Below are 24,135 nucleotides of genomic sequence, written 5' to 3'. Positions count from 1 at the left end.
ACTATTGTGCTACGATTCGCCTCATGAAGAAAGGACGACTCGAAGCATTCAGTGATGGCGTGATCGCCATCGTGATTACGGTGATGGTGTTCGACATCAAAGCACCGTCGGATACTTCGTGGACCGGACTCGCCGAAGTCCTGCCGTCGATCGCGACTTATGTGATGAGTTTCCTTTATCTCGGGATTTATTGGAATAATCACCATCACATGTTGCAGGTCACCGATCGAATCAACGGCACGATCCTCTGGACGAATCTGCATCTTTTGTTCTGGTTGTCACTGCTTCCATTCGGGACGAACTGGATGCGGGCGAGCGAGTTTAGCCCGCTGCCAACCGCGACGTATGGAACGATCTTGCTATTCGCGGCGGTCGCTTACAAATTGCTGCAAACGTCGATCATTCGCTTTCAAGGTGCGGACTCGCGGTTGGCGAACGCTGTTGGCACGGATTGGAAAGGCAAACTGTCGCTGGTGGTGTATGGAGCTGCGATGGTGGTGGCGGTCTATGAACCACTGGCCGCTGTTGCGATCTATGCGATTGTTGCAGTGTTGTGGACGATCCCGGATCGGCGTATTGAGAAGTTGTTTGAATGAGAGTGGCACGGTGGTCCCCACCGTGAATGAACGACACAATCACGTTGGGGACCAACGTGCCACTATTTTAGGACGACATCATGTTTCGCATTCTCGCATTAGCCGGCGGTGGACTTCGAGGCGCGTTCGCGATCGGCGTTCTGGCTGAACTTGAAAAACGTCTCGATGCTCCGCTGTCGGAATACTTCGATCTGATCGCCGGCACGTCGACTGGCTCGATCACCGCGTCGGCGCTTTGTTGCGGTATGTCGGCTGCCGATGTCGAAACGTTCTACAACAAACACAGCGAAGCGATCTTTCACGCTCGCGATCCGTATGTTCCGAAGGCTCGCTATCGGTGGATCTATCCGACCGCCCGCAAGCTACTCGGTCGACGGGCCAAGATGAATCTGGATCACTTCTTTCAGTCACGATACTGCCCGTTTCGTTTGACCGCGTCCATGGAAGACGGCTTCGGCGACCAGCGAATGCGAGATGCCGATCGTTGCCGGTTAATCGTTCCGGCGGTGAACTTGACTGATGGCGTGACCGCCGTTTTTCGCACGCCGCACTTGCCAATCGAGCGACCGGAATACGACTACCGCGTCGCCGACATTATCGTGGCCGCTGCTGCCGCGCCGACGTACTTCCCACACAAGACGCTGCCCGACGGCAAGGACTACGCCGACGGCGGGTTGTGGGCGATCGACCCCGGCGTCGTCGCGTTGTCCGAAGCGGCACGGATCTTGGCCGAGGGGAAACCGGAGACCGACGAAGGGCTGGACCTGAGCCAAGTCGAGATGCTGTCGATCGGAACCGGGCAATCGACGTACAGCCTGACGCCACCCGGCGGGGACGCGGGCATGTTGTTTTGGTCTCGGCATGTGGCCGAAGTAATGAGCATTTCGCAGGTTCAGGGGACGCAGTTGCCGCTGTCCATCGTGCTGGGCAAACGCTACCACCACCTGAATTTTCCGATGACCGACAGTTCGTGGACGCTCGACAACACGGCAGCGACGAAGCCTTTGTTCGCTGAAGGGCATCGGGTCGGCGGGGAGGTCTTCGAGCGGCTGGCCCCCAGGTTCTTTGCCGAGCGAACGGAAAAATACGTCAAGCGATCCGGTTGACACGCCGATAGATCACATGTAAACTAAGTGCGTTGCTTCAATGGAAATCAAAACATGCCGTCCGCCTCGCTCCGCCATCAACTGAAAAAGAAGGGACCGTTCGACTCGGTCCAGCAGGAAGCCATGCTCAGCATTCTCCGCACCAGCGATTTGCTTGAGAACCGGCTTGCTCGCTTGCTGCGTGAATACGAATTGACGCCGTCACAGTACAACGCGATGCGGATCATGCGTGGCGAAGGCGAGCCGATGCCGTGCCTGGAAGTTGCCGACCGAATGATTCAAGTCGCTCCGGCGATCACTCGCGTCGTCGACCAATTAGTTCAGCGCGGCCTGATCGACAGAGAAAACAAAGGTGTCAGGAGTCATTGATTTGAGGAGGAGTTGGTGATAGGGTGCTTGGATGCCCCGACCCAAACGAGCTGACGAAGCGAATTGCCTCTATCACGCCCTAAACCGTGGGAACGCGAAGAGCGAAATCTTCAAGAAAGATGCGGACTACAACGCATTCGAGCGAATCCTCGCCGAAGGATTAGAGAGGTATCCCTGTCAAATTCTGGCCTACCAATTGATGAGCAACCATTGGCATTTCGTGCTGCGGCCAACTGAAAACGGTGGCATGAGCAACTTCTTGCGATGGGTCACGCTGACACACACCCAACGCTACCACGCTCACTATCAAACATCGGGACAGGGACATGTCTATCAAGGACGGTTCAAGAGTTTTCCGATTCAGGATGACGATCACTTCTTTGTGGTTGCCCGCTATGTCGAGCGGAATGCACTGCGTGCGGAATTGGTTGATCGCGCCGAAGACTGGCGTTGGGGATCGCTGTATCGCTGGCTCTCACGTCCAGAGCCTGACCCAAAATTGCTTTCGGCATGGCCACTGGCTCGACTTCCAGGGTGGGTCGCTCGTGTGAATGAGCCGCTGACCCAGGGCGAGATCGATGCTGTTCGCTGGAGCATCAAACGTGGGAGTCCTTTTGGAAACGAGACTTGGGTAGAATCCACCGCCCGCCGATTCGACCTGGAATCGACTCTTCGCCCGCGCGGACGGCCCAGAGTACGCGATCTCCCCAACAAAGACTCCTGACACCTTTGCTGCTCCCTGCGGCCAAGACAACGACGTGCCAATCATCCATACCGGGGCGACCGACATCTCGGCGTGAGTCTTCATTGAGATCGGCTGCGACCAACTTGACAGCTTTGTGTCGAAGTTCGTTGTTGGTATAAAGGAGCTGCAAGCCAGCGAGAATTGGAATGATTTCGTCTCGGCATTCGACGTTGAGCTCGACTTGTGCGATGGGGCTGCAGTCGAATCGATGCTGAGATTGATAATGTTTTCGGACCACGTTCACTCCTCGAAGATTTGTGTTTGAAATTGCTTTTAGTCAACAACTTCAACGCGCGAACCAACTTGTTGGTTCGATCTTCGAGGAGCTTTTTCCAAAAATCGCCCGTGATTTACGGTCCCATTCAGTTTCCGGACGGACACTAATTAGGAAAGCGGATAAATGATAACGGAAAAAATGACGACCCTGATGAGAACACTAGCGCTATCTCTTTGTATGCTCTTGGGCTTGCCTGCTTATGCAGAAACCCTCCCAAACTTTTTGATTATGATGGCGGACGATTTAGGATCCGCCGATTTGGGATGTTTCGGCAGCAAAACCATCAAGACCCCTTACCTCGACAAAATGGCGGGTGAAGGAGTCCGTTGCACACAGTTTTATGTCCCGGCGCCTTCCTGTTCGCCAAGTCGCGGTGGGATGATGACAGGACGGTCACCGCATCGTCTTGGAATCTATACATACATTCATAAAGACACGGTGGCGCACCTTCAGTCGGATGAAATTACATTTGGGAAACTCCTTAAGCAAAAAGGCTACGACACCTGTTTTGTTGGAAAGTGGGGACTGAACGCACACAATGATTTCAAGAATGAACCGACCCCAAGTGATCACGGCTTTGATCACTGGCTTGCGACTCAAAACAACTCCATACCTGATCACAAAGATCCGGAAACGTTCGTTCGCAACGGTGAGGTATTGGGCAAGGTTGAGGGCTATGCTTGTCAGATCGTTGTGGACGAAGCGATTAAGTGGATGGGTAATCGTAAAGATAAATCGAAGCCGTTTTGCCTGGTTGTTTGGACGCATGAACCTCATTTGGCTCTGGCTCATCCCGAGCAATTCTCGAAAATGTATCAAGGCCAGGGGCTGACAGAGCAAAAACAAGAATACAATGCCAACGTTTCTCATCTGGATTATCAGCTAGGACGTCTGCTGGCTGAGGTGGAACGACTCAAGTATCAGGAAAACACCTTCACGTTTTTTGCCAGCGACAACGGAGCGAAATATGGAGATAAGAATCTTGCCGGAGACTCTGGCATTTACCGTAGTGGCAAGGGAATGGTCTATGAGGGTGGCATCCGCATGCCGACGATTATCCGCTGGCCCACCGTGGTGAAGCCGGGGACTAGCGATAACACCGCACTTTCTACCCTCGATTTGTTACCGACCATTTGCAGCATCACGGGATTGCCTGTGCCGGCTGATCGGGCCATCGACGGAAGCAGTTTCTACGGCCATCTTAAGGGCGAAGAATTTGAGCGGAAAACTCCCCTGTTTTTCATGAACCCCAGAACCGCTGCGCTGCGCCGGGGCGAATGGAAGCTCGTGGTTAACTACGAAACAACAGCCGGCCATGATGGCATGCTGGGCTATTTTCGCAATCGAGAGTTGCTTGGATTCGAAACCAAGGGAGTCAAGGCACCCCAACTTTATAATCTTAACGAGGATGTCTCTGAAAAGAAAAACGTGATCTCCCGGCATCCTGAAATCGCGGCATCAATGCTCCAGAAGATCTCGAATATCTCCCGCAATGTGCAAAAAGACATGCCGGATCAACCAGGCCCGAATTTCCTCCCCCCGAAACTCTACCTGCAGTTGACGGAGGCGAATCCAAACATGCCAATTCCTCAGCAATATAGAAGGAGAGGCGGCAGCAAGAAGTAAATATGATAAAACGCTTAGTTCAAAATTTATCTCGCACCCTGTGCGGGATGGGAGTGCTGATCTTTGTCGGAGTCGCCCAGGCTCAGGACAAGCCAAATATTGTGCTGCTGTACGCGGATGATCTTGGCTATGCCGATCTCTCCATCTATGGCAATGAGTATCATCAGACCCCGAATATTGATTCTCTGATGAAAGCTGGGATGCGCTTTACGCAAGCGTACAGTCCAGCGGCTTTGTGCGCCCCCTCCCGGGTAGGTCTGCTTTCAGGTCGTTATCCTGCGCGCTTTGGTGTCTATGAGGTAGTTGTGGGCGTAAAGGCTCGGGGAAAACCTCTCGATGAATTGCCAATGGTTCAGCCAGACAATGAACTGCGTTTGCCTGCGGATAATAATACATTGGGAGAGCTTCTCAAGGCAGCGGGCTACCGGTGCGGTATGTTTGGTAAGTGGCATGTTGGCAGGGAAAAGCCTTCTCAGCGCGGTTTTGATGACTTTGTTATGCTACGCAATGGCGGTCATCTCGATGTGAAAATGTCTTATCTGCGCCAGTCCGGTGACTACCCGGAACCCTCAGGGTATTCGTCGGACTATATCAGTCTCTGTGCGGATCAGTTTCTGGACAAAAATGACGACCGGCCATTCTTTCTCTATTTACCCCATACACTCGTCCACACTGCGATGGGGCCAGGAACCAAACCACTGGAACCGAAGGAAGAACTGAAGAACAAATACAAAGCGCTGAAGCCCTCGAAGTTGCACGGCAATCCGCTATATGCCGGGATGGTGGAAGCACTGGACCAAAGTGTGGGAGCCCTGAATACCTCATTGAAAAAGGGGGGACTGTTAAAAAACACCTTGATCATCTTCACATCGGATAACGGTGGTCTACTCGGAGGTCCTTCGGGTAAGGTGGAAAACGGCTTGGCCCTTGGGCGTTACACTTCCAACTATCCGCTCAAACTTGGTAAGAGCACCTTGTGGGAAGGCGGGATACGGATTCCTCTGTCAGTGACCTGGCCTGGGCATATTGAAGCTGGCTCGCTCAATGATGCCGTGGTGTCTCAACTCGATTTCTTGCCCACCCTGATGGAAGTAGCTGGCGGCGGAAAGGCGCCTGGCAAACCCATGGACGGCCAGTCACTGTGGCCTCTGCTTCGCGGCAAAACGCCATCGGAACAGGAACGCAAACTGTTTTGGCATTATCCGGGCTACCGGATTTACAAGGATGTGGGCCAACGTCCGGCCAGTGCTGTCCGATGGGGCGACTGGAAGCTGGTCGAAAGCCTGGAAGACGGTTCGGTCCAGTTGTTTGACCTGAAAAACGATATTTCCGAACAACAGGATGTGGCACAAAAACATCCTGAACACACTGGCCGTCTGCGCAAAGCGCTGGCGAAGTGGCGGAGCGATACCAATGCGCCGTTGCCGACACCTAGAAAATGATTATTCAATCGAAAGGATTTAATAGAAGGAGAAACGATATGTATGTAAGGAAGATCTGGGGCTTAATGGCGATTGCAGCGTTTGCCTGGCTAGCGGCCTGCCTGCCGTGCGGGGCAGAAACCATCAGCCTGAATGGCTCCTGGGAATTGGTATTTGATGAACAACAGGCTGGAGAAAGCAAAGAATGGCACCTGGATAAGAACTTCCCTGCTTCGAGTGCAATCGAAGTGGACATTCCCTGTTCTTGGGAAACGGTCTGCAAAGATTTCGAGGGCATTGGCTGGTATCGAAAGTCCTTCAACGTGCCGGCTGAAATCAAAGGTAAAGCCATCCGCTTACACTTCGGCGCGGGTGGTGAAGAAAAGCACTGTCATGGTCGAACATGATTTTGACTGCTTTGGCGACGCAGGCGCGTACGTCTAGCGGCACCACCGACAGGGTAGTTTTTTTGACTCTCAAAGTCCAATGGTTCGTCGTTGCTGCGGGCACTTCTCCGTCAGCATTGAAGGGTTCAGTCTCGCCACCCTGGTAGATATCCGAAGCTTAGAAGCCTCACACTGTCTTATCCGGCGTTTGAACCGCTGACAGAGCATCACGCTTTTTCCACGGGCTTGTTGACTGTGACTGTTGCCAGCCACGCCTACCCTCGGGGTCAGATGATGTTGTCAGTGTGCCCCTGCGAGCACGACGAGCCAGTGCGGGCTCTAAGCTTCGGACGATGTCGAGTTTATCGTATTGCCGGAGCGAACTCCAAGACGAGTTAAAAGAGGAATCAGCAGATCACGGATCGAAGTCGCACCACGACGTTTCGGTTTAGCCAATTTGGCGAGCGATTGGGCTTCGCTTTCGTAGGTGCTCTTGGGAAGCCAAGCGAATGCTTCGTTCATGTCAGCGACCGTTTGCTCGAGATCACTACCATGCGTGCGATGGAACTCACGCAGTTTGTACAACAGGTATTCGCGATCAACCCCCTTGCCTCGCCAGACTTGACGTCCGCTCACCCTTTGAAACACCATCCGATTGGCACGATTGGCCATCCGGCACTGTGAGTCCACCGTCACGACACCACGCTTCTTCCAGATCGCCGCCAAGCCACGATAGTACGGGTGACACTTCACCAAATTCTTGGCGACTAAAATGCATGCGGCACGCAACCGACGATTGCAGTTCTTAGCCACAGTGCCGCTTCGATCCACTTCATCGCTTTGATACCGTGAAGGATACAGGCCAGCACGTCCGTTGATCGCGGTGGCGGAAGCGTAGTGTTCGATCGGCCCAGCTTCACCGGCAAGTTCACCCGCTGAGACAACATTGATTCCCTTGACCGACAACAATAGGACATAAGGCGTTTTGACCAAGTAATTCGCGGTCTTTTTTTCCGTTTCGTTGATTTGTTCGCTGAGTAGATCACGAACTTGCACGAGTTGTTTCCACTGCTCGGTGAGTAGGCACTGCAGCGGATCACTGTCCGCAGCTTGAAGACTCCAGGCATCGATCTTGTCGAGTGTGCGCTGCTGAAAACGAACTTTCTCTTGACGAAGATACTTCTCCATCCCCTGCTGGCTAGTCTTCTCTCGGTTCAAGCCGCCACACTCGACCTCCGAACAACGGAAAATGGAGTGAAGGTTCTGGAAGACCATACGGCCTCACCAGATTCAAAAGGCGTGATGGGCACCTTCACGCTGAAGGTGCCGGAGTTCAGCCGCGGCGTCTACTACAGTAGCCAATGGTGGCCCTATGCCGGCAACCGCGTCATCGGTCATCCCGTCACGACGCCCGTGGGTGATGAAGGCGGCAAGTTTCTCCTGCTTCAACTTAGTGACGACCGCTATCTCGCGGTTCTCCCGCTCTCCGGCGACGCGGCTTATTCTTGGTTTGCGCCCGACGGCAACGACTTCATCTTGAAGTTCGGCACTCACGGCAAGGCCGCCATCGAAGGCGACTTTCCGCTGGTAGCTTGGGCGCGCGGAGCCACACCCTACGAAGCCTGTTCCAAGGTCTGGGCATCGGCCGCCAAAACGCCCCAGATCCAAGGTCACATGAAGCTACGCGCCGCGAAGGACTATCCCGAGATGTTCCGATACCTCGGCTGGTGCTCATGGGAGGAATTCCACAAGAATATCACCTCCGACCTGCTGGTCGATCAACTCAAAGGACTCGCCGCTTCTCCTGCGCCGGTGCGCTATTTCCTCGTTGACGACGGGCATTTTAACAATCAGACGCTGACGCCGAAAAGCGCCACCTTCCCGCAGGGCTACCAGCCGCTGACCGCCCTGCGCGAAGATGACGGCATCCGCTGGGTCGGCATGTGGCACGCTCTCATGGGCGAGAACAAGGCCGTGCGGGCTCCGGGACAGCTTGGCGAGATCTCCAAGCACATGATGACCACGCGCAACAATAAGCGGATCGCCAAACCCAATGCGGAGGATGCGGAGGCTTTCCTCGACTTCCTCTTCAGCTTTTCCAAGCGCGACGACATTGACTTCGTGAAAGTCGATTTCTACGGAGGTCTGCTGCCCTTTTATGCCGGGACCGACGAGAACTCCGTCGTCGCCACATTTCCGGAAGACAACACCCATGCGATCGACAATCCGGCGGAAGCGACCGTCACCTATGCGCGGATCTATCACGAGATCGTCGAAAAACAGTTCAACGGACTGATCAACTGCAACTGGCACCAGCCGCAATTCCTGTTCAATTCCGGTAACTCCAGCGTCGGGCGCTGCTCGGCCGACTACAGCAAGGGCAATCTGGAAAAGGCCAAGAACCATCTCTACGACTCCTACGCCGCCATCCCGTGGCTCGGCCAGATTGCTTGGGGCGACCACGACATGTTCCATTCCAACGACCCGTTTGCCGGGCGCATGATGGCCGTCTCCAAGGCGCTCTCCGGGGCGCCGGTCTACCTCTCCGATCCTTATGACCATCTGGAGATGGAAAACATCAAGCCGCTGTGCTACGAGGATGGCCTATTGCTACGCCCGCTGGCTCCCGCCGCCCCGCTGCCCGAGGATATTTTCCAACCGATGCAAGCCGAACGCCTGCATCGCGTCATGGCGCCGCTGGCCAACCAAGCTCTGAGCGTCGCCATTTACAACTTTCATGGCGACGCCGAGGAAGACAATCCCGAGTTTTCCACCACCATTGTCCCGGCGGACTATGCGGCTGGCGGCGGGATGATCCAGCCCTATTCCGGCGTCTGGGAACAGCCCGCCGAGGGACTCTTGGTTTATGACTTCTACCGGGAGACCGCTCAAGAAATCGCCGATGGATACGATGTTAGCATTGAGGGTTTCGGCGACCGCCTGCTGCAACTCAGTCCCATCGAAAACGGCTGGGCCGTGATCGGGCGCACCGACAAATACCTCCCGGCCGCCGCGGTGGAGTTGATTGAATCCACCGAGAAGAGTCTCCAGGTCAAGCTCCATGAGACTGGCCCCTTCGGGCTTTGGCTCGCCAAAGGAAAACCAGTTTCCGGGGGCATCGAGTTCATCGCCCGGGGCAATGGGTTCTTCGTGGCCAACCTGTCCGTAAAAGCGGAACCGATCGTACTAACAATCAAGAAGGTTCAAGACTGAAAGCATCGATGGATTCTTGCATCATGTCGGTTCCCGCTCTGTCCGCCGTGTAACCCGCCGCCGAATAGCTAACCGGCTTGAGCCCCGAGTGGCACTTCGTCCCTTTGCCGGACAAACGGAGGTTGAGCGGATCGGTCAGCGGTGACTGCCCGATGCTGGGGGGCTCGGATTTGATCAAAATCTACGTTTTTTTTGTTACGTCGCGCGGTGGGTGACTATTCACTTTGTATTTGCGACTTAGGCTAATCTGGAATGCGGAACTCGCCGCAAGAGCTTGCAGTTGATCTGGTGAACATTCAGTAGACAATGGACCAGGCAAGACAGTCGTGCGACTGAAGACAGATCGAAGTCGTGTGCTTGAATTGAAAATTACCGGCTATCGAGAATCCAGCAAGCGTTTCCGCGGGTGGTGGGACCGCTCGATCCAGTTCTCGGCATTTGCCACATTGATTGACCTCATGAAAATTCCTATGCCGTTTGCACCGATCTTTCTTCACCTCATTCTGTTTGCGATCGCATCCGGATTTCTATCCGAATCAACCGGTCTATGCCAAGAACCTGGTTCTGCACGACCGAACGTCGTTGTCCTGTTCGCGGACGATTTGGATGCGGACGAGATCAACGTCACTTCCGGGATGACGGATGTCTGGGCCACTCCCAGTGGTGCAAAAAAACACCTCGGCAAATCGGCCAAACCATCTGACCCCAAGGTTTACACACCCAACATTGATTCCCTGGCAAGTCAGGGGATGCTGTTCACGCGTTTTTACGTCAACGGCACGGTGTGCTCATCCAGCCGGTACTGTTTGCTAACCGGTCGGTATGCCTTTCAGGGCGAGTCTCTGCTGCGGCGTACACCGGCGGGAAGTCACCATACGCTGGAGTGGGAACCGGATATTCTTCGGTCCGAAGACAGCCTCCCAAAGCAACTTCAAAACCGGGGATACAGGACCGGGATCATTGGAAAATGGCACAACATGCCAAAGGAAATTCTGCCAAAACGCAACAAAAAGGCACATGTTGCCAACGCGACCTATGCAGACACGAAGCAATACGAAGATAGCATCAAGGCATACTATCGGGCGGGCTTGGAATACTTGAGTGATGGCTTCGGCTGGGATGTCGTCGATCGCATGGAGTTTGGCAATTCCATCGTGAACCTCGACTGGCAATGCGAAGGGGCGTTGAAGTTTATCGAGGAAAGCGCCGGTTCCGCAGACTCAGGCCAGGAGGCTCAGCCGTTCTTTTTGTACTGTTCTCTGCCAGTTCCCCATGGCCAGTATTCATTCGGCTACAACGATGTCAGTTCGTACGACAACCGAGTCACCGCCAACGGCCTACTGGATGGCCCGCTACATTTGTTACCGACAAGCGAAGATGTTCTTCGTCGCGTCAAGGCAAATGGCGTGTCGAAACAAAACGCCATGGCAACTCGGATGGACGATTATGTGGGTGCCGTTCTCAATAAGCTCAAAGAGCACGGCCTGAGTGACAACACGATCGTCCTCTTCACAAGCGACCACGGCAGCCGAGGAAAGAACAGTTGCTACGAAGGCGGCGCGAAAGTTCCACTGATCGCTTCCTGGCCAGCGAAAGTCAAACCTGGCTCGCGTTGCGATTCATTGATTGGAAGCATCGACCTGACTTCAACATTGATCGAGCTTGCCAGTGGAGATTCCTCCCTCGCATCGGCTCCCCATAGTCGAAGTTTCGTCCCTCAATTGATGGGGCATCCGGATTCCGACGATTGGCGAGAAGGAATGCTGATCGAAGCGGGGAACTCGAAGGCCATCGTCACCAAGAATTGGAAATACATCGCGAACCGCGTCCCACCTGAAATTGAGAAAGCGATGAAGGCCCGACCGGGTGAGGTCTTCTGGACCGGACTCGATCACCACAACTACCAAACCGAGAAAATGTATCCTGCCTACTGGGACGCCGATCAGCTTTACAATTTGAATGATGATCTTTACGAGCAGACGAACCTGGCGTCGAGTGCTGACAATTCCGCGTTGCTTGAGAAATTGAAAGAAGACCTTCGCAATCGCCTATCCACGATGCAACACACCTTCGGTGATTTTTGATCGCTTCATCCGAGTGGAGAGTTTTGTGAAAGTACTGTGGTTCATCACCAAAGCGGCTGTTTGTGCTTCGTCTTCATTTGCGCATGGCCAGGCAAGACAGCCAATACAGTTTTTGTGTGAGCCGATGATCCGGCACTTAATGGCCACAGCCTGCTAACGATGCAAGAGACGTCAACACTTTGCTAGTACAATTGCCGAGCCCCGCATGGAAAAAATACACCCTATGATCAAATTGAAATTCGCAGCAATGCTCTGGCCCGTCGCGCTGAGCATGACAATCTGCGCCGGACTTGCCTGCAATGTGGCTGCGGAAGAATCGTATCCCAACGTCCTGATGCTCTGCATCGACGACATGAACGACTGGTGTGGTTTCCTGGGCGGGCACCCCGAGGCCAAGACTCCCAACATGGACAAGCTTGCCAAACGAGGTGTCAACTTCACCAACGCCCATTGCACAGCGCCAGCTTGCTCTCCCAGTCGCAACGCGTTGCTTCTGGGTGTCGAGCCACACAAGTCCGGGCTCTATCCGTTCTACAAGCTCGAGAATGTCGATCGCCAGGTTCTGGATCAGTACACCAACTTGCCGCGATTGTTCAAAGAAAACGGATACACGACCTGTGGCATTACCAAGGTGTTTCACAATCCAGACAACACTTACGAAAGAGAGCTCACATGGGACGACTATGCTTCGTATGGTGACCGGAATGTCAAGGGAGCCCCAGGCAAAGGCTTCATGGCGGATGAAACAGACAGGAAGAAAAAATACATGCGGGTCTGTCCGGGCGTGAATCCGCTCGACGATTTCATGGACCACCGCACGGCGTCCCATGCAATTCGTTTTCTGGACAAGAAGCATGAAAAACCGTTCTTTCTGGCGGTCGGATTTATTCGTCCGCACGTTGAATTCATCACGCCCGAAGCCAACTACGATCGGTTCCCCGCCTCGATCGCGCCACCACCCATCAAAGAGGGCGACTTGGACGATATCCCGCCGGTAGGACGGTCGATGGCGCGCGAAACAGTGATTCAGAGTTTTGAGACACACGACTGCTGGGACGAAGTCCGGCGCGGGTATCTGGCGTGCATCTCCTTCACCGACGACAACGTGGGCCGTGTTATGGAAGCTCTCGAGAAGAGCGGCTACATGGACAACACGATTGTGGTGCTCTGGTCCGATCACGGTTTCCATCTCGGCGAAAAGCGATCGTACACCAAGTTTTCATTGTGGGAAGAATCGACGCGAGTTCCGTTCATCATTTGGGACCCACGAGGCCAAAAAGGCAACGGAGAAACCTGCGCCGAGCCGGTGGGACTCATCAATGTTTACCGGACACTCTGTGACCTTGCCGGACTGCAGTGTCCAGAATACGTGGACGGTATGAGTCTGGTGCCGTGGTTGAGAAATCCGGCCAAGCCAAAGGAAAATCCAGCCATGACCACCTGGGGTCGAGGCAATTACAGCTTGCGTGCAAAGGACTGGCGTTACACACGCTACTTCGACGGAACGGAAGAGCTTTATGACCATGCCAGAGATCCGCAAGAATGGACCAATCTGGCGAGCAATCCAGAATACGCTGCCATGAAACATGAGCTTGCCCAACAGTGGCTTCCCAAGAGTGAAGCGCCGCAGGTGATCTCCGGTCGAGAGCTCTACAACGTCTGGGATGCGGATAAGCGTAAGAACAAATCGAAATAGGAACGGTTGCCTCTTGAATTCACGCCAACAGAGACACTCAATGAAACAACGACTGACCAACCTCGCTCTTATCTTTTTTGGGCTGACTGTTTTGAATCCAAGCGTGTGTCGCGCCGGAAAGCCAAATGCGGATCGTCCGAACATCATCGTGATTTTGACGGACGATCAAGGATGGGGTGACCTCAGCATCAATGGAAACACGGCGATCCAAACGCCCAACATCGACGCAATGGCGCAAAGCGGGGCGCAGTTGGACCGCTTCTATGTGAGTCCGGTTTGTTCGCCGACTCGTGCGGAGTTTCTGACGGGAAGGCATCACGTACGATGCGGAGTTTACGACACATCAGAGGGTGGCGAACGGGTCAACCCCGACGAGACAATGATCGGAGAGGTGTTCCAGCGTGCGGGATACCAGACAGCCGCCTTTGGCAAATGGCATAGCGGCATGCAGTATCCGTATCATCCCAACGCGCGAGGGTTTAGTGAGTTCTACGGATTCTGTTCGGGTCATTGGGGCAACTACTTCAGCCCGATGCTCGAGCACAACGGGCAACTCGTCAAAGGCAAGGGCTTCCTGGTTGATGACCTCACCAACCGGGCAATGGAATATATCGAACAACATCAAAAGGATCCGTTCTTTATTTACCTGCCTTACAACACACCCCACTCGCCGATGCAGGTGCCCGATCGGTGGTGGAATAGGTTCAAGGACCTGGAGCTAACGCAGGATCACTCAAAGAAGGGTTCCGAAAAGGTCGGTCACACTCGGGCGGCGCTGGCGATGTGCGAAAACATCGACTGGAACGTCGGGCGTTTGCTAAGCACACTTGACGAACTGAGTTTGGCGAACAACACGATCGTGCTCTATTTTTGTGACAACGGCCCCAATGGTTCCCGTTGGAATGGCAGCATGCGTGGCCGCAAGGGATCAACAGACGAAGGCGGCGTGCGTTCGCCGCTGTTGATCCGCTGGCCAGCCAAGATCAAGGCGGGAACGATGATCCCGCAAATATGCTCGGCGATGGATTTGCTGCCGACCCTCACCGAGATGGCGGGTGTTGAAGTAACCGGCACAAAGCCGCTCGACGGAATCAGCTTCGCACCGCTACTGAGCGGCAGTTCCGACGGCCGGCAAGATCGCACACTGGTGCATCACTGGAACGGCAAAGTGTCGGTCAGGACCCAGCAACACCGGCTCGATCATCAAGGCCAGCTCTACGATATCCCCAGCGACCCCGGGCAGCGAGAGGCGATCAACGAGCAGCAGCCGGGAGTCGTGGCAAAGCTAAAGCAGGTCGCGGATAAATTCCGCGCCGAGATGCTCGTTGACTTTGGAAAGCAATTCGACGAGCGTCCGTTTGTGATCGGGCACGCCGATGCGAAGCGGACGCAGATTCCGGCGCGAGACGGAATCGGTCACGGAAATATTGAGCGGTCCAACCGCTGGCCCAACGATTCCTTCTTTCGCAATTGGTTAAGCGTCGAGGATTCGATCACCTGGGACTGCAAAGTCGGCAAGACCGGAATCTATCAAGTGGAGTTGTTCTACACCTGTCCGAAGGCAGATGTCGGCTCGACCGTGGAATTGAGCTTCCGTGAAAGTGTTCTTACCGGACAAATCACCGAGCCGCACGATCCACCACTGACGGGGATGGAGCACGATCGCTACGAGCGGATGGAATCGTATGTCAAGGATTTCAAACGCATGACACTCGGGAACATCCGTTTGACCAAAGGCCAGGGCACACTGAAGCTGCGAGCTGTAGAGATTCCTGGTTCGCAGGTGATGGATTTTCGCCTGATGCTGTTGACCCGAATTGATCAGTAAATACGAGAGTTGATTAATGCGATTTTGCCTGTTCTTCTTGCTTACTTCCCTTGCGTTTCCTGCACAAGCGCAGAAGAAGAATGTATTGTTCATTGCGGTTGATGATTTGAAGCCGTTGCTGAACTGTTACGGAAACGAACACGTTCATTCGCCAAATATCGACGCCCTCACAGCAGCCGGAATGCTGTTCCGCAACGCCCATTGTCAACAGGCACTGTGTGGACCATCGCGTCTTAGCCTACTGACGGGCTACTATCCGGATACGTTGGGGATCTACGGTATGGGGGAAGAACGCGACAAATTTCGTCCTAAGTACCCCGACATCCCGACGTTGCCGCAGCATTTTAAGAACAACGGCTATGTGACAATCGGAACCGGTAAAATCTTCGACCCACGCAATGTGGAAGGTGATTGGGACGGACCGCAGGACGCAGTTTCTTGGACGCAATTCTTCGGGAAAAACCCATTCAACCATCGCTCAAGTGGGCCGACCATCGGCGGTCACTATCACGACCCTGCACTGAAAAGTTTGGTTTCAAAGCTAACGAAACAAGGCAAGAGCAAGGGACTTCTCGGCAAGCCGCTTCGCACTTATGTACGTGATCACGGCGGTGCCCCAGCGGTGGAATGCTATGACGTCCCCGATGACGCGTACAAGGATGGAGCCATCGCAAACCGAGGAATTGAGCAACTGGAGAAACTGAAGGACTCCGGCAAACCGTTTTTTCTAGCGATCGGGTTTGTGAAGCCACACCTCCCGTTTGTCGCACCCAAGAAGTATTGGGATCTCTATGATCGCGAGCAACTGCAAATCGCTCCATTCCAACAGTACCCCGATGCCGCGCCTGCTTGTGCAGAGACCCCCTATGTCGAAGCCCGTACGTACAGCGGCGTTCCCATGGACGGTCCCATCTCGATGGCAATCCAAAAGGAACTTATCCACGGGTATCTCGCATGTGTTTCGTATGTCGACGCGCAGGTCGGAAAACTGGTTGCGAAACTCAAAGAGACCGGACTCGATGAGAATACAATGATTGTCCTTTGGGGCGATCACGGATTTCACTTGGGCGACAAGCAACTGTGGGGAAAGCACACAAACTATGAACAATCCACGCGCGCACCGCTGATCATCGTCCGTGGGGGATTTCCGGGCGGCAAATCCAATAGCTCGCCGGTCAACTTCATCGACATTTTCCCGACACTCTGCGAGCTGACCGAATTGCCGATTCCGAAAGGTATCGATGGGAAGAGTCTCGTTCCGATCCTGAAAGGCAGAAGCGATGCCGTCCAGGATTTCGCTGCCAGTGTCTACCGGCGCAATGGGTATTCTGGCATCGCGATTCGAACGAAGCGATATCGCTATGTCACCTGGTATCAAGGTGCGAAACACAAGGCGCGGCAGGGCATCCGTTTGGCGGCCAAGCCCGAATTCAGCGAACTCTATGACTACGAGACGGACCCACAGGAACAGAGGAATCTGTCAGGGGATCCTGCCTATGCGGACACAGAGAAAAGGCTCGCTCAGCTGAACCGCCAGCACGTAGCGTTTACTCAGGGCAAGCAGTTCCTAACCAACTAACTCCGCCGAAAAGAAATTTGTTGCAGCAACTCACGCAATAGTAAAACTTCCATACGAACAATAGTAGGCAAGCTATCCATCAAAGTGCTTGCGGCGGCTATTCCCAAAATCCAGTTCCAGCCTAATCATGACCTCCAAGACTCTCGTCTTTTTGATTCTCGCGACTGCGGCCAGCATCAGCTCGGCCGAATGTTGTGCTCATCCTTGTCGATGACCTTCGGTGAATGGATCTGACTTGTCAGGGATCGGAACTTTATCGGACGCCGAAGCCCTCATGGCCAAGAATTACAAGTCTCGCTACATCGGAAAATGGCACCTCGGCGATGAATCGTGGCCATCAAAAAAGAGACAATTCGGAAATTCACGGCGAATGTCGAACGATCAGGTCGAGCCGTAATGTGCAACGCTTAGAGAACCTCATTCGATTCCCTTATAAAGTTTGACCCAGTCGATCTGCACCGTTCCGAAATCCTGACCCTTGAAGTCGATCTGCTGGACCGCGCTATCTGTCTTGAGTGTGACCAGCGGGTCTTTGATGACTTCCTTGCGGTCGTTGACCTGAATCAGGAGGAAGCCTTCTTTGATCTCGATGGTCACGTCATTCCACTTGTTAAGCGGAAAAAAATCTCCCTTGATGAAGATCTTCATTTCTTTCTGAAGCGTCAGCTTTGTTTGTTCTTCACCGAAAATGAACGAGTTGACATGGTGGCCAAGATCAAGCAGAGAACCTCTGTCACGGCCCTTCTTGTCTGTCTCGTTGTAGCGCACTCGCATTTGCACAACGAACGCTTTCGGAACGGGCTTCAGAAAGATGACGGGCCGTGTTCCATCGTGTCCGTCTCCAATCGCCCTCATCTTCTCTTGATACTCTACGGTGGCGATTGCTCCGGTCATCACTCCGTCCTTCACCGTCCACTGCGTCTCCTGACGAATCACCCAATGCTCGGGATTCGGTGTGGGGGCATCCTTGTCGAATTGCTCCTCGTAAATCAGCTCGATGGATTGAAACAGCTCAGGCTCGTACTCGTTGGCCTGTGCCCTTCCCGACGGAAAGGTGCTGACAGTGAATCCTAGGCAAACGAGCAAGGACGGGAAGATTGCGGTTCTCATAGGATTCGTTTCAGGTGTTGTAAGTGAGAAGGGTTGAAAGGCGGATTGGAAGAATCGGTTCCCCACGGGACCGATTAGAACGAATCCTCAACGGTGCGACGTTCTTTCTGATTCTATCGTAGTCGCCACAAGGAACTGCAAATTCGGGCCAGCCTGTCGTAGCGGCTGTCCTGATCGACGAACTCTGGAAACCAGAAAGGCCCCTTCAATCGATGAAATGATGAAGGTAGCGAGCTTTTTGGCATCACTGGCTTTCAGGCCGTCTTGCTTCAGTTGCTTCAAGAAGACCGACTCGAGCCGATGCAATGCTTGTTGGCAGGCAAGCGTGACCTCTTCGTTGTCATCGCCAGTGATGGCTGCGATCGCGGAGAACGGAATGGCCATCGGTTGGCCTGGCTTTTCCACAAGCCTTGATAAATCAGAGGCATGTTTAGCCACGGCATCGCCAACCGAAGCCTCGGCCTCGAAGCATGACTCGAGATGGGCAACGGCGCAACCGGCCATCTGGTTGACAGCCGCCACAACCAGCTCGTTTTTCCCCCGCGGAAAAAAGTGATAGAGCGATCCCTTCTTCGCTCCGCACGAATCGAGTACGTCCGACAAAGTGAAATCAGTCCGCCCGCGCTCATTGAGCAATCGGCAGGTCTGCTGGACAAAGTCGTCTCTGGTCAGTCGCTTCAACTTTATTCCCATCTTTAGCGAAGCATTCGTTGTTTCGAATCACGGCAGTCTACTTCAGTCTTGACCGCTGGGTCAACTCACCATAGTCTTCAAATGGTTGACCCAACGGTCAACTCGCAATCTCGGTGCAAACAATCCGCAAACGAATCAGAGATATGAATAAGCAATTGGTGGGCTATTGGGCCGTAACGGCCCTATTCTGCGTGGCGATGGCGGCAAGCGGTGCTATGAACCTGCTGCGTGTCGAACAGATGAGAGAGTCAATCACAGCCCTGGGTTATCCCGAATATTTGATGACGATTCTTGGTGTTGCCAAGGTTCTCGGCGTGGTTGCCTTGCTGATCCCCGGTGCTCCGCTTCTGAAAGAGTGGGCCTACGCTGGGTTCACATTCGATCTCCTCGGCGCTTCCGCGTCTCATGCGTTCATGAGTGATCCGATTGCAGAGACGATCGTCCCGCTGGTCATACTTGGCATCGCCGCCGCGTCATACTTTCTGCGTCCAGCAACACGACGTTTGCAGCTCGTCACAGTTCACACTCCTGCGGGAGAATCGGCATGAATACACAGGACAAATCAAGCTCAAAAGGACTAGCCACCGCTCTGTTGAGAATCGCTGCGGTGCTGTGGGTGATCTGGGGGGTGGTGCATGTCCTTGCTGGTGTCTTAACCATCGGCAACGAGACGCCACAAGCCGTCATGGGAATCGCCGATGCGGTTAACCCAGCAACGCTTGAGATTGTTTACCCTGATGCTGCCGGTGCCATTATCAACCAGCACGGATTCAACTTATCGTGGATTGGCGTGTTTACAACCGTTTGCGCCGTCTGTATCTGGCGACGTTCAACCGCAGCGATCTTCCTCGCCGCTATCGTCGGTGGTTTGACGGATATCGGGTACTTCCTGTTCATGGATCTCGGCGGTCATGTCAATTTTGTGCCGGGCACTTTGATGACTTTGATTTGCGCGTCCGCCATTGCCTTCAGTTTCTTTGCCCACTTCCGCTTCAAATTCTAAGTGGTACCAGTGAAGGCTCTTCTCACCAGGGCCATGACCACCGCGTGGAGGGCAATCACGAGTGCCGCTGAGATGATAAACGTCGTTGCGTTCCCGTGGCGTTTCTCTTGCATTCATTTCGAAGCTTTGCGGTGACCAATCTCGACGTCCGCGTTGCGCTCCAACGATACACCACTCGCGCATGAACTCACCGAGCCCAGCGACCCGCTATCAAGACCGGTCGAATTTCAACGCTTTGATCTGTAGGCTGGACGGTTCACCTGATTCAATTGCAGCGATCTCCACCCTCAGAGTGTGCTCGCCAGCGTCAAGGTGCATCGCTCCAAGCAGCTGACTGCTTGTATGTTTCAACTTAGAGCGAACTTCTTTTCCGTTACACGAGACGACCACCACTGCGGTAGTTTCGTTTTTCTTGGCGAGACGCTTCAGTGAGACGTTGTAGGTTCCCGCGCGATGCACGTGGATGCGGTACTCGGCATGGTCGCCAACGGCATCCCAACCGGTGGCGACGTGACTGGTATTTTTGACGCCAACCGTTTTGGAGGGTCCAAATGCCAACACCTCTGACGACGCCTTTCCATTCCAACCGATTTGAAAAACCGTTGGCGTGAACGAATGGAAGGATCCAACGACGTCGCTGAACCAAAGCTTGAGTTCACTCTGCATCGTGCGAACGATCTGTGGATGGGTTTCCGCGACATTCGTCCGTTCCATCGGATCCGCCTTGAGGTCAATCAGGATGACGCCCTTTCTGTGCTTGGGTGAGCCCGGTACCGCATACTCGTTCTGGATCAGTTTGTAATGCTCGTTGATGAGCGTCATTTTCTGCTTCGCAGCATCGAGCGCCGTCTTGTCTTGCAAGGGATCGTAGTGATCGCCTTCCCAAGTTGGATGCCAATGAGTGAAGACCGCGCGTTTCTCGTCGAGTGATTTTGTATCGCCTTCCAAGTAGGGCTTGATGCTGCGACCGTCGAGTGCTGGGTTGTCCCTGGGTAGCTCAATGCTGGCGATGTCCAGCAACGTCGGAAAGACGTCGGTCACCGTCACCAGTCGTTCGACATCGGCGGGCCGGTACCTGCCTTTCCATCGAACAAAGAGCGGCGACTTGATTCCGTTTTGCCAGAGCTTTGATTTCGAGCCCAGGAAACCATGGTTGTTTCTCAGTGCCCATTCGGCTTCGCTCAACACGTCGGCACCTTTGTGATTCTTGGAGCCGCCTTTGTTGGGGCCATTGTCGCTGATGAACACGACGACTGTATTTTCATCCAACCCCAAATCGGAAAGGTGCTCAAGCACACGCCCGACCTGGTCGTCCATGAACTCCAGCATCCCCAGCAAGGTTGCGAACGTGTCACTCTGACCGTCCTTGAGATACTTGTTCCTGTATCGATCGGGAGTGTTCCAAGTCGAGTGGCAGGTCAGGAAAGACAAATACGCCAGAAAAGGCTTCTCGTTGTCCTTGTTCCTGGAAATGAAATCAATGGTGTAATCCGTGAGCACCTTGGGAGACCATTCACCTTCATGAACCACTTGCTTTGGATACCCGTTGTAATACCCGCTGCTCGGAAAGTACTGATAGAGCTTGGCGTAGTAGCCATCGTCAAACCCGCGATCCCATGGCCAGTAGCCGTCCGCCTTGCCGTTGTGCCACTTGCCCCACATGCCGGTCGCATAGCCCGCATCCTGAAAAGCGTTGGCAAAGGTGCGTTCGTCCAGATGCAGAAACTCTTTGCATCCATGCAAGCCTTCACCGCCGGTCCGCCAGTAGTCGCGTCCCGTTAATAGCGAACCGCGGGTCGGAGAGCAGACGGAGTTGACCATGAAATTGCTGAAACGGACCGAAGTTTCAGCCAGCTGATCGATGTTTGGCGTGCGAGAGCAGGTGTTTCCGTTGATAGACAGATCGTCAAAGCCAAGGTCATCGGCTTGAATAAGAAGGATGTTCGGCTGATTCCCGGCGGCGCTGACCAGACTCGCGCACGCGACCGAAACAGCGGCCAAAAAAGTGAAGATGCTTGCGAGTCGTGTTCGTCCATTCATAACTGGGGGCTCTGCTGAGTAATGATTGTCTGAGTTTCCTAAATGGTCACTTTCATCGAGACTCTGACCAGGATCGACGGTCATTGTTCTCCAAGGAACGCGTTTCGCCTTTTTGATATCGCTTGATAAGCCGTGATCGTTTCGTGGTAATCCTCGTCGAGCTTCTTGATCGCTGTCTCGCCGAGTGGTTGGCGAACGTGTTTGTAAATGAACTCGTTTGCCTCCTGGGCGGTAGCGATCGTCTTGCTTCTCGGTTCGTTGTCGATGGTGAAGAAACCTGGTTGCCCACGGTCGTAGGCGGCAACGGTATGAGCGTTGTCGTGCAGGCACGCGCAGAACGAGACACCAACAAAGTCGGGATCGGCGGCCAGTCGACGGGAAAGTAAGTGATAGAGCACGCGGCGATCCAAGTGATCAGGAACAGGCCCAGGCGTTCTGCCGGCCTTGAGGAGTGCTTCCGGATAGACGTTGCCAAACACCTGATCGCTGAGCAGCGCAGGCAGGCCGGTGGCTTTCACCACCGGATTGATCTTGTGGGTTTCGCTGAAGTGTTGTGGTGCCAACACATCGATGTAGGGAGTGATCCGCTTCCAAAGTTCGGCGGAATACGTGACGCCTATCACGTAGCAACCGAGCACCATGTGGCCCGAATCCACTTTGCGAATTTCGCTGTGCCCAAGCTGGTTGACCTTGACGACGATTTCAGCGATCAGGGCTTCCTGGTCGGTGGCGCTGTTCTTGTTGTTCGAGTAGGTGAAGTATCCGGTGGGATAGGCGATGCCACCCTTCGTCCCCAGATCATCGAATGACTGGTAGTTCTTTTTATAGACAGCGTTCAGTTTTTGGATGTCACCGTCGTAACGTTTAGTAGTAGAGAACGGCGTGCCGTTCGCGTTAAGCAATGATGTCGTGGACGACGTGTCCATGCACATCGGTCAATCGAAAATCACGGCCCTGGTGGCGATGGGTGAGACGTTCGTGATCAATGCCCAGCAAGTGGAGGCACGTGGCGTGGAAGTCGTGAACGTGGACGGGTTTTTCGGCGACGCCAAATCCAAATTCGTCAGTTGATCCGTAGGTGAGACCGGGTTTCATTCCGCCACCGGCCATCCAGATACTGAAGCACTCTTTGTGGTGATCGCGGCCTGGAGGAGTCTTGGCGCCGGTGCCCGCATTGTTCTCCTGGACCATCGGAGTGCGGCCGAATTCGCCTCCCCAAATGACGAGCGTGTCCTTTAGGAGGTCGCGTTGTTTCAGGTCCTTGATGAGTGCTGCGCAGGCTTGATCGACCTTCTTCGCCGACTTCGGAAGTGCGTTGTAGATGCTTTGGTGATGATCCCACCCCATGTTAAAGATCTGAACAAATCGGACGCCGCGCTGAACAAGTCGCCGGGCAAGCAGGCAGTTCTTGGCAAAGTCCTGGCCCGCCTTTTGTTGGTCGAGTCCGTACATCTTGAGGACGTGGTCGGGTTCGCTGGCGAAGTCTGCTAGTTCAGGTACCGATGTTTGCATCTGGTACGCAAGTTCGTACTGGTTGATGCGAGTTTCAATTTCTGGGTCGTGGTAGCGATCGAAAGCGAGTGAGTTCAGTTGGCCGAGTGTGTCGATGACGTCTTTGCGCCGTCCGCTGTTCACACCGGTCGGATTCTCAAGATAGAACAACGGCTTCGCGCCAGTCCTGAATTCAACGCCCTGGTGTCTCGACGGCAGAAAACCACTGCTCCAGGCGGCAGGCCCAGCGTTGGGATGCTTGTCCTTGAGCACAACGTAAGCGGGCAGATTCTCGTTCTCCGTGCCCAGTCCGTACGACGTCCAGGCCCCAAAGGTTGGTCGGCCGAGACGACCGTGGCCGGTGTGGAGAAAGAGTTCACCCGAGCCGTGGTTGATCTCGTTGGTCTGCATGCTGCGAATCATCGTTAGCTCATCGGCAACGGTTGCCAACTGAGGAAACAGCTCCGACATGACCATGCCACAGTCGCCGCGAGGAGCAAACTTGTATGGTGACTTGATCGCTTTGGCTTCGGGAGTGATGAATGCGAATTTCTGTCCCTTTGTCAACTCAGACGGCAGGCTCTTGCCATCCCATTTGTCTAGTTCAGGCTTGGGGTCAAACGTGTCCATCTGCGACGGTCCGCCGACCATGTGCAGAAAGATTACGTTCTTTGCACGCGGCGCGTGGTGCAACCCGCTTGCCTGAACTTCGGTCGTCAACAAATGAGACAATGCGAGGGATCCAATACCCAACGTTCCCTGTCGGAGGAATTCACGACGTTTGAGTAGGTCTGTTGTCTGCATCGTTGCTCTTTTTTGGCAGGAAAATGGTGGCAGGAAAATTTCAGCAGGATCATTTCCCTGCCACCATT

The 24,135-nt window shown here is 54.1% G+C and carries 19 protein-coding genes and 1 pseudogene; 14 read left to right on the top strand and 6 right to left on the bottom strand.

Translation table 11 applies throughout. From position 1 onward, the window contains the following. Nucleotides 1–23: 23 nt before the first annotated feature. The 7 genes and pseudogenes from SV7mr_RS14395 (at nt 24) to SV7mr_RS14365 (ending at nt 6,547) form a co-directional block, all read left to right on the top strand. Nucleotides 24–596 (top strand): TMEM175 family protein, encoded by a 573-nt coding sequence (locus SV7mr_RS14395; protein ID WP_145273415.1) that lies wholly within the window; start codon nt 24–26, stop codon nt 594–596. Nucleotides 597–676: 80 nt separating this feature from the next. Then, nucleotides 677–1,702 (top strand): CBASS cGAMP-activated phospholipase, encoded by a 1,026-nt coding sequence (locus SV7mr_RS14390; RefSeq protein WP_145273412.1) that lies wholly within the window; start codon nt 677–679, stop codon nt 1,700–1,702. 54 nt (nt 1,703–1,756) lie between these two features. Continuing rightward, nucleotides 1,757–2,047: pseudogene (locus SV7mr_RS14385) on the top strand (MarR family winged helix-turn-helix transcriptional regulator); the annotation flags it as partial. Nucleotides 2,048–2,102: 55 nt separating this feature from the next. Further along, complete coding sequence (locus tag SV7mr_RS14380; RefSeq protein ID WP_145273409.1) at nt 2,103–2,795, top strand: transposase; 693 nt, start codon at nt 2,103–2,105, stop codon at nt 2,793–2,795. Between the two features lie 421 nt (nt 2,796–3,216). Beyond that, entirely contained in the window at nt 3,217–4,719 is a 1,503-nt protein-coding gene (locus SV7mr_RS14375; RefSeq protein WP_145273406.1) for a sulfatase family protein, read from the top strand. Nucleotides 4,720–4,721: 2 nt separating this feature from the next. After that, nucleotides 4,722–6,161, top strand: a complete 1,440-nt coding sequence (locus SV7mr_RS14370) for a sulfatase (protein ID WP_145273403.1) — start codon at nt 4,722–4,724, stop codon at nt 6,159–6,161. Continuing rightward, nucleotides 6,158–6,547, top strand: coding sequence for a hypothetical protein (locus SV7mr_RS14365; RefSeq protein WP_145273400.1), 390 nt, complete (start codon nt 6,158–6,160; stop codon nt 6,545–6,547). Before SV7mr_RS14370 ends, SV7mr_RS14365 begins: the two co-directional genes overlap by 4 nt. Nucleotides 6,548–6,865: 318 nt before the next feature. On the opposite strand, the gene SV7mr_RS14360 is transcribed toward SV7mr_RS14365, so the two are convergent. Beyond that, nucleotides 6,866–7,744 carry a transposase gene (locus SV7mr_RS14360; RefSeq protein WP_419187397.1) on the bottom strand — a complete coding sequence of 293 codons (879 nt, stop codon included), beginning with the start codon at nt 7,742–7,744 and terminating at the stop codon, nt 6,866–6,868. Nucleotides 7,745–7,780: 36 nt separating this feature from the next. Here SV7mr_RS14360 and SV7mr_RS14355 point away from each other — a divergent pair, with 36 nt between their 5' ends. The 5 genes from SV7mr_RS14355 (at nt 7,781) to SV7mr_RS14335 (ending at nt 16,926) form a co-directional block, all read left to right on the top strand. Continuing rightward, nucleotides 7,781–9,739 (top strand): Sip1-related alpha-galactosidase, encoded by a 1,959-nt coding sequence (locus SV7mr_RS14355; protein ID WP_145273394.1) that lies wholly within the window; start codon nt 7,781–7,783, stop codon nt 9,737–9,739. A 326-nt stretch (nt 9,740–10,065) separates the two neighbouring features. Next, nucleotides 10,066–11,823, top strand: a complete 1,758-nt coding sequence (locus tag SV7mr_RS14350) for a sulfatase family protein (protein ID WP_419187396.1) — start codon at nt 10,066–10,068, stop codon at nt 11,821–11,823. Nucleotides 11,824–12,046: 223 nt separating this feature from the next. Then, complete coding sequence (locus tag SV7mr_RS14345) at nt 12,047–13,519, top strand: sulfatase (protein WP_419187395.1); 1,473 nt, start codon at nt 12,047–12,049, stop codon at nt 13,517–13,519. Between the two features lie 40 nt (nt 13,520–13,559). Then, on the top strand, nt 13,560–15,347 hold the full coding sequence (locus SV7mr_RS14340; RefSeq protein ID WP_145273388.1) for an arylsulfatase: 1,788 nt from the start codon (nt 13,560–13,562) through the stop codon (nt 15,345–15,347). Between the two features lie 16 nt (nt 15,348–15,363). Then, nucleotides 15,364–16,926, top strand: coding sequence for a sulfatase (locus SV7mr_RS14335; protein WP_145273385.1), 1,563 nt, complete (start codon nt 15,364–15,366; stop codon nt 16,924–16,926). A gap of 417 nt (nt 16,927–17,343) precedes the next feature. Here SV7mr_RS14335 and SV7mr_RS14330 read toward each other — a convergent pair whose 3' ends face one another. Beyond that, nucleotides 17,344–18,036, bottom strand: coding sequence for a hypothetical protein (locus tag SV7mr_RS14330; RefSeq protein WP_145273382.1), 693 nt, complete (start codon nt 18,034–18,036; stop codon nt 17,344–17,346). A gap of 87 nt (nt 18,037–18,123) precedes the next feature. After that, nucleotides 18,124–18,729 (bottom strand): TetR/AcrR family transcriptional regulator, encoded by a 606-nt coding sequence (locus tag SV7mr_RS14325; RefSeq protein WP_145273379.1) that lies wholly within the window; start codon nt 18,727–18,729, stop codon nt 18,124–18,126. Between the two features lie 143 nt (nt 18,730–18,872). On the opposite strand from SV7mr_RS14325, the gene SV7mr_RS14320 reads away from it, so the two are divergent. Beyond that, complete coding sequence (locus SV7mr_RS14320; protein ID WP_145273376.1) at nt 18,873–19,277, top strand: DoxX family protein; 405 nt, start codon at nt 18,873–18,875, stop codon at nt 19,275–19,277. Then, a complete protein-coding gene (locus SV7mr_RS14315; RefSeq protein ID WP_145273372.1) occupies nt 19,274–19,732 on the top strand; it encodes a hypothetical protein in 459 nt (152 codons plus the stop codon). Before SV7mr_RS14320 ends, SV7mr_RS14315 begins: the two co-directional genes overlap by 4 nt. Before the next feature lie 210 nt (nt 19,733–19,942). Here the strand turns inward: SV7mr_RS14315 and SV7mr_RS14310 are convergent, their stop codons facing one another. The 3 genes from SV7mr_RS14310 to SV7mr_RS14300 all read right to left on the bottom strand — a co-directional run bounded on the left by SV7mr_RS14310 (nt 19,943) and on the right by SV7mr_RS14300 (nt 24,067). Next, complete coding sequence (locus tag SV7mr_RS14310; RefSeq protein WP_419187394.1) at nt 19,943–21,772, bottom strand: sucrose phosphorylase domain-containing protein; 1,830 nt, start codon at nt 21,770–21,772, stop codon at nt 19,943–19,945. An 80-nt stretch (nt 21,773–21,852) separates the two neighbouring features. Then, nucleotides 21,853–22,698 carry a hypothetical protein gene (locus tag SV7mr_RS14305; protein WP_145273366.1) on the bottom strand — a complete coding sequence of 282 codons (846 nt, stop codon included), beginning with the start codon at nt 22,696–22,698 and terminating at the stop codon, nt 21,853–21,855. Then, the gene (locus SV7mr_RS14300; RefSeq protein ID WP_145273363.1) at nt 22,667–24,067 is read right to left on the bottom strand and encodes a DUF1501 domain-containing protein; all 1,401 of its coding nucleotides are present in this window, start codon (nt 24,065–24,067) and stop codon (nt 22,667–22,669) included. The genes SV7mr_RS14305 and SV7mr_RS14300 overlap by 32 nt, the downstream gene beginning before the upstream one ends. Nucleotides 24,068–24,135: the final 68 nt, after the last annotated feature.

It is taken from the genome of Stieleria bergensis, assembly GCA_007745635.1.
In the GTDB taxonomy this organism is placed as follows: domain Bacteria; phylum Planctomycetota; class Planctomycetia; order Pirellulales; family Pirellulaceae; genus Stieleria; species Stieleria bergensis.
Note: the sequence above shows the minus strand (reverse complement) of the source record. Positions and strands in the feature narration are given on the sequence as shown.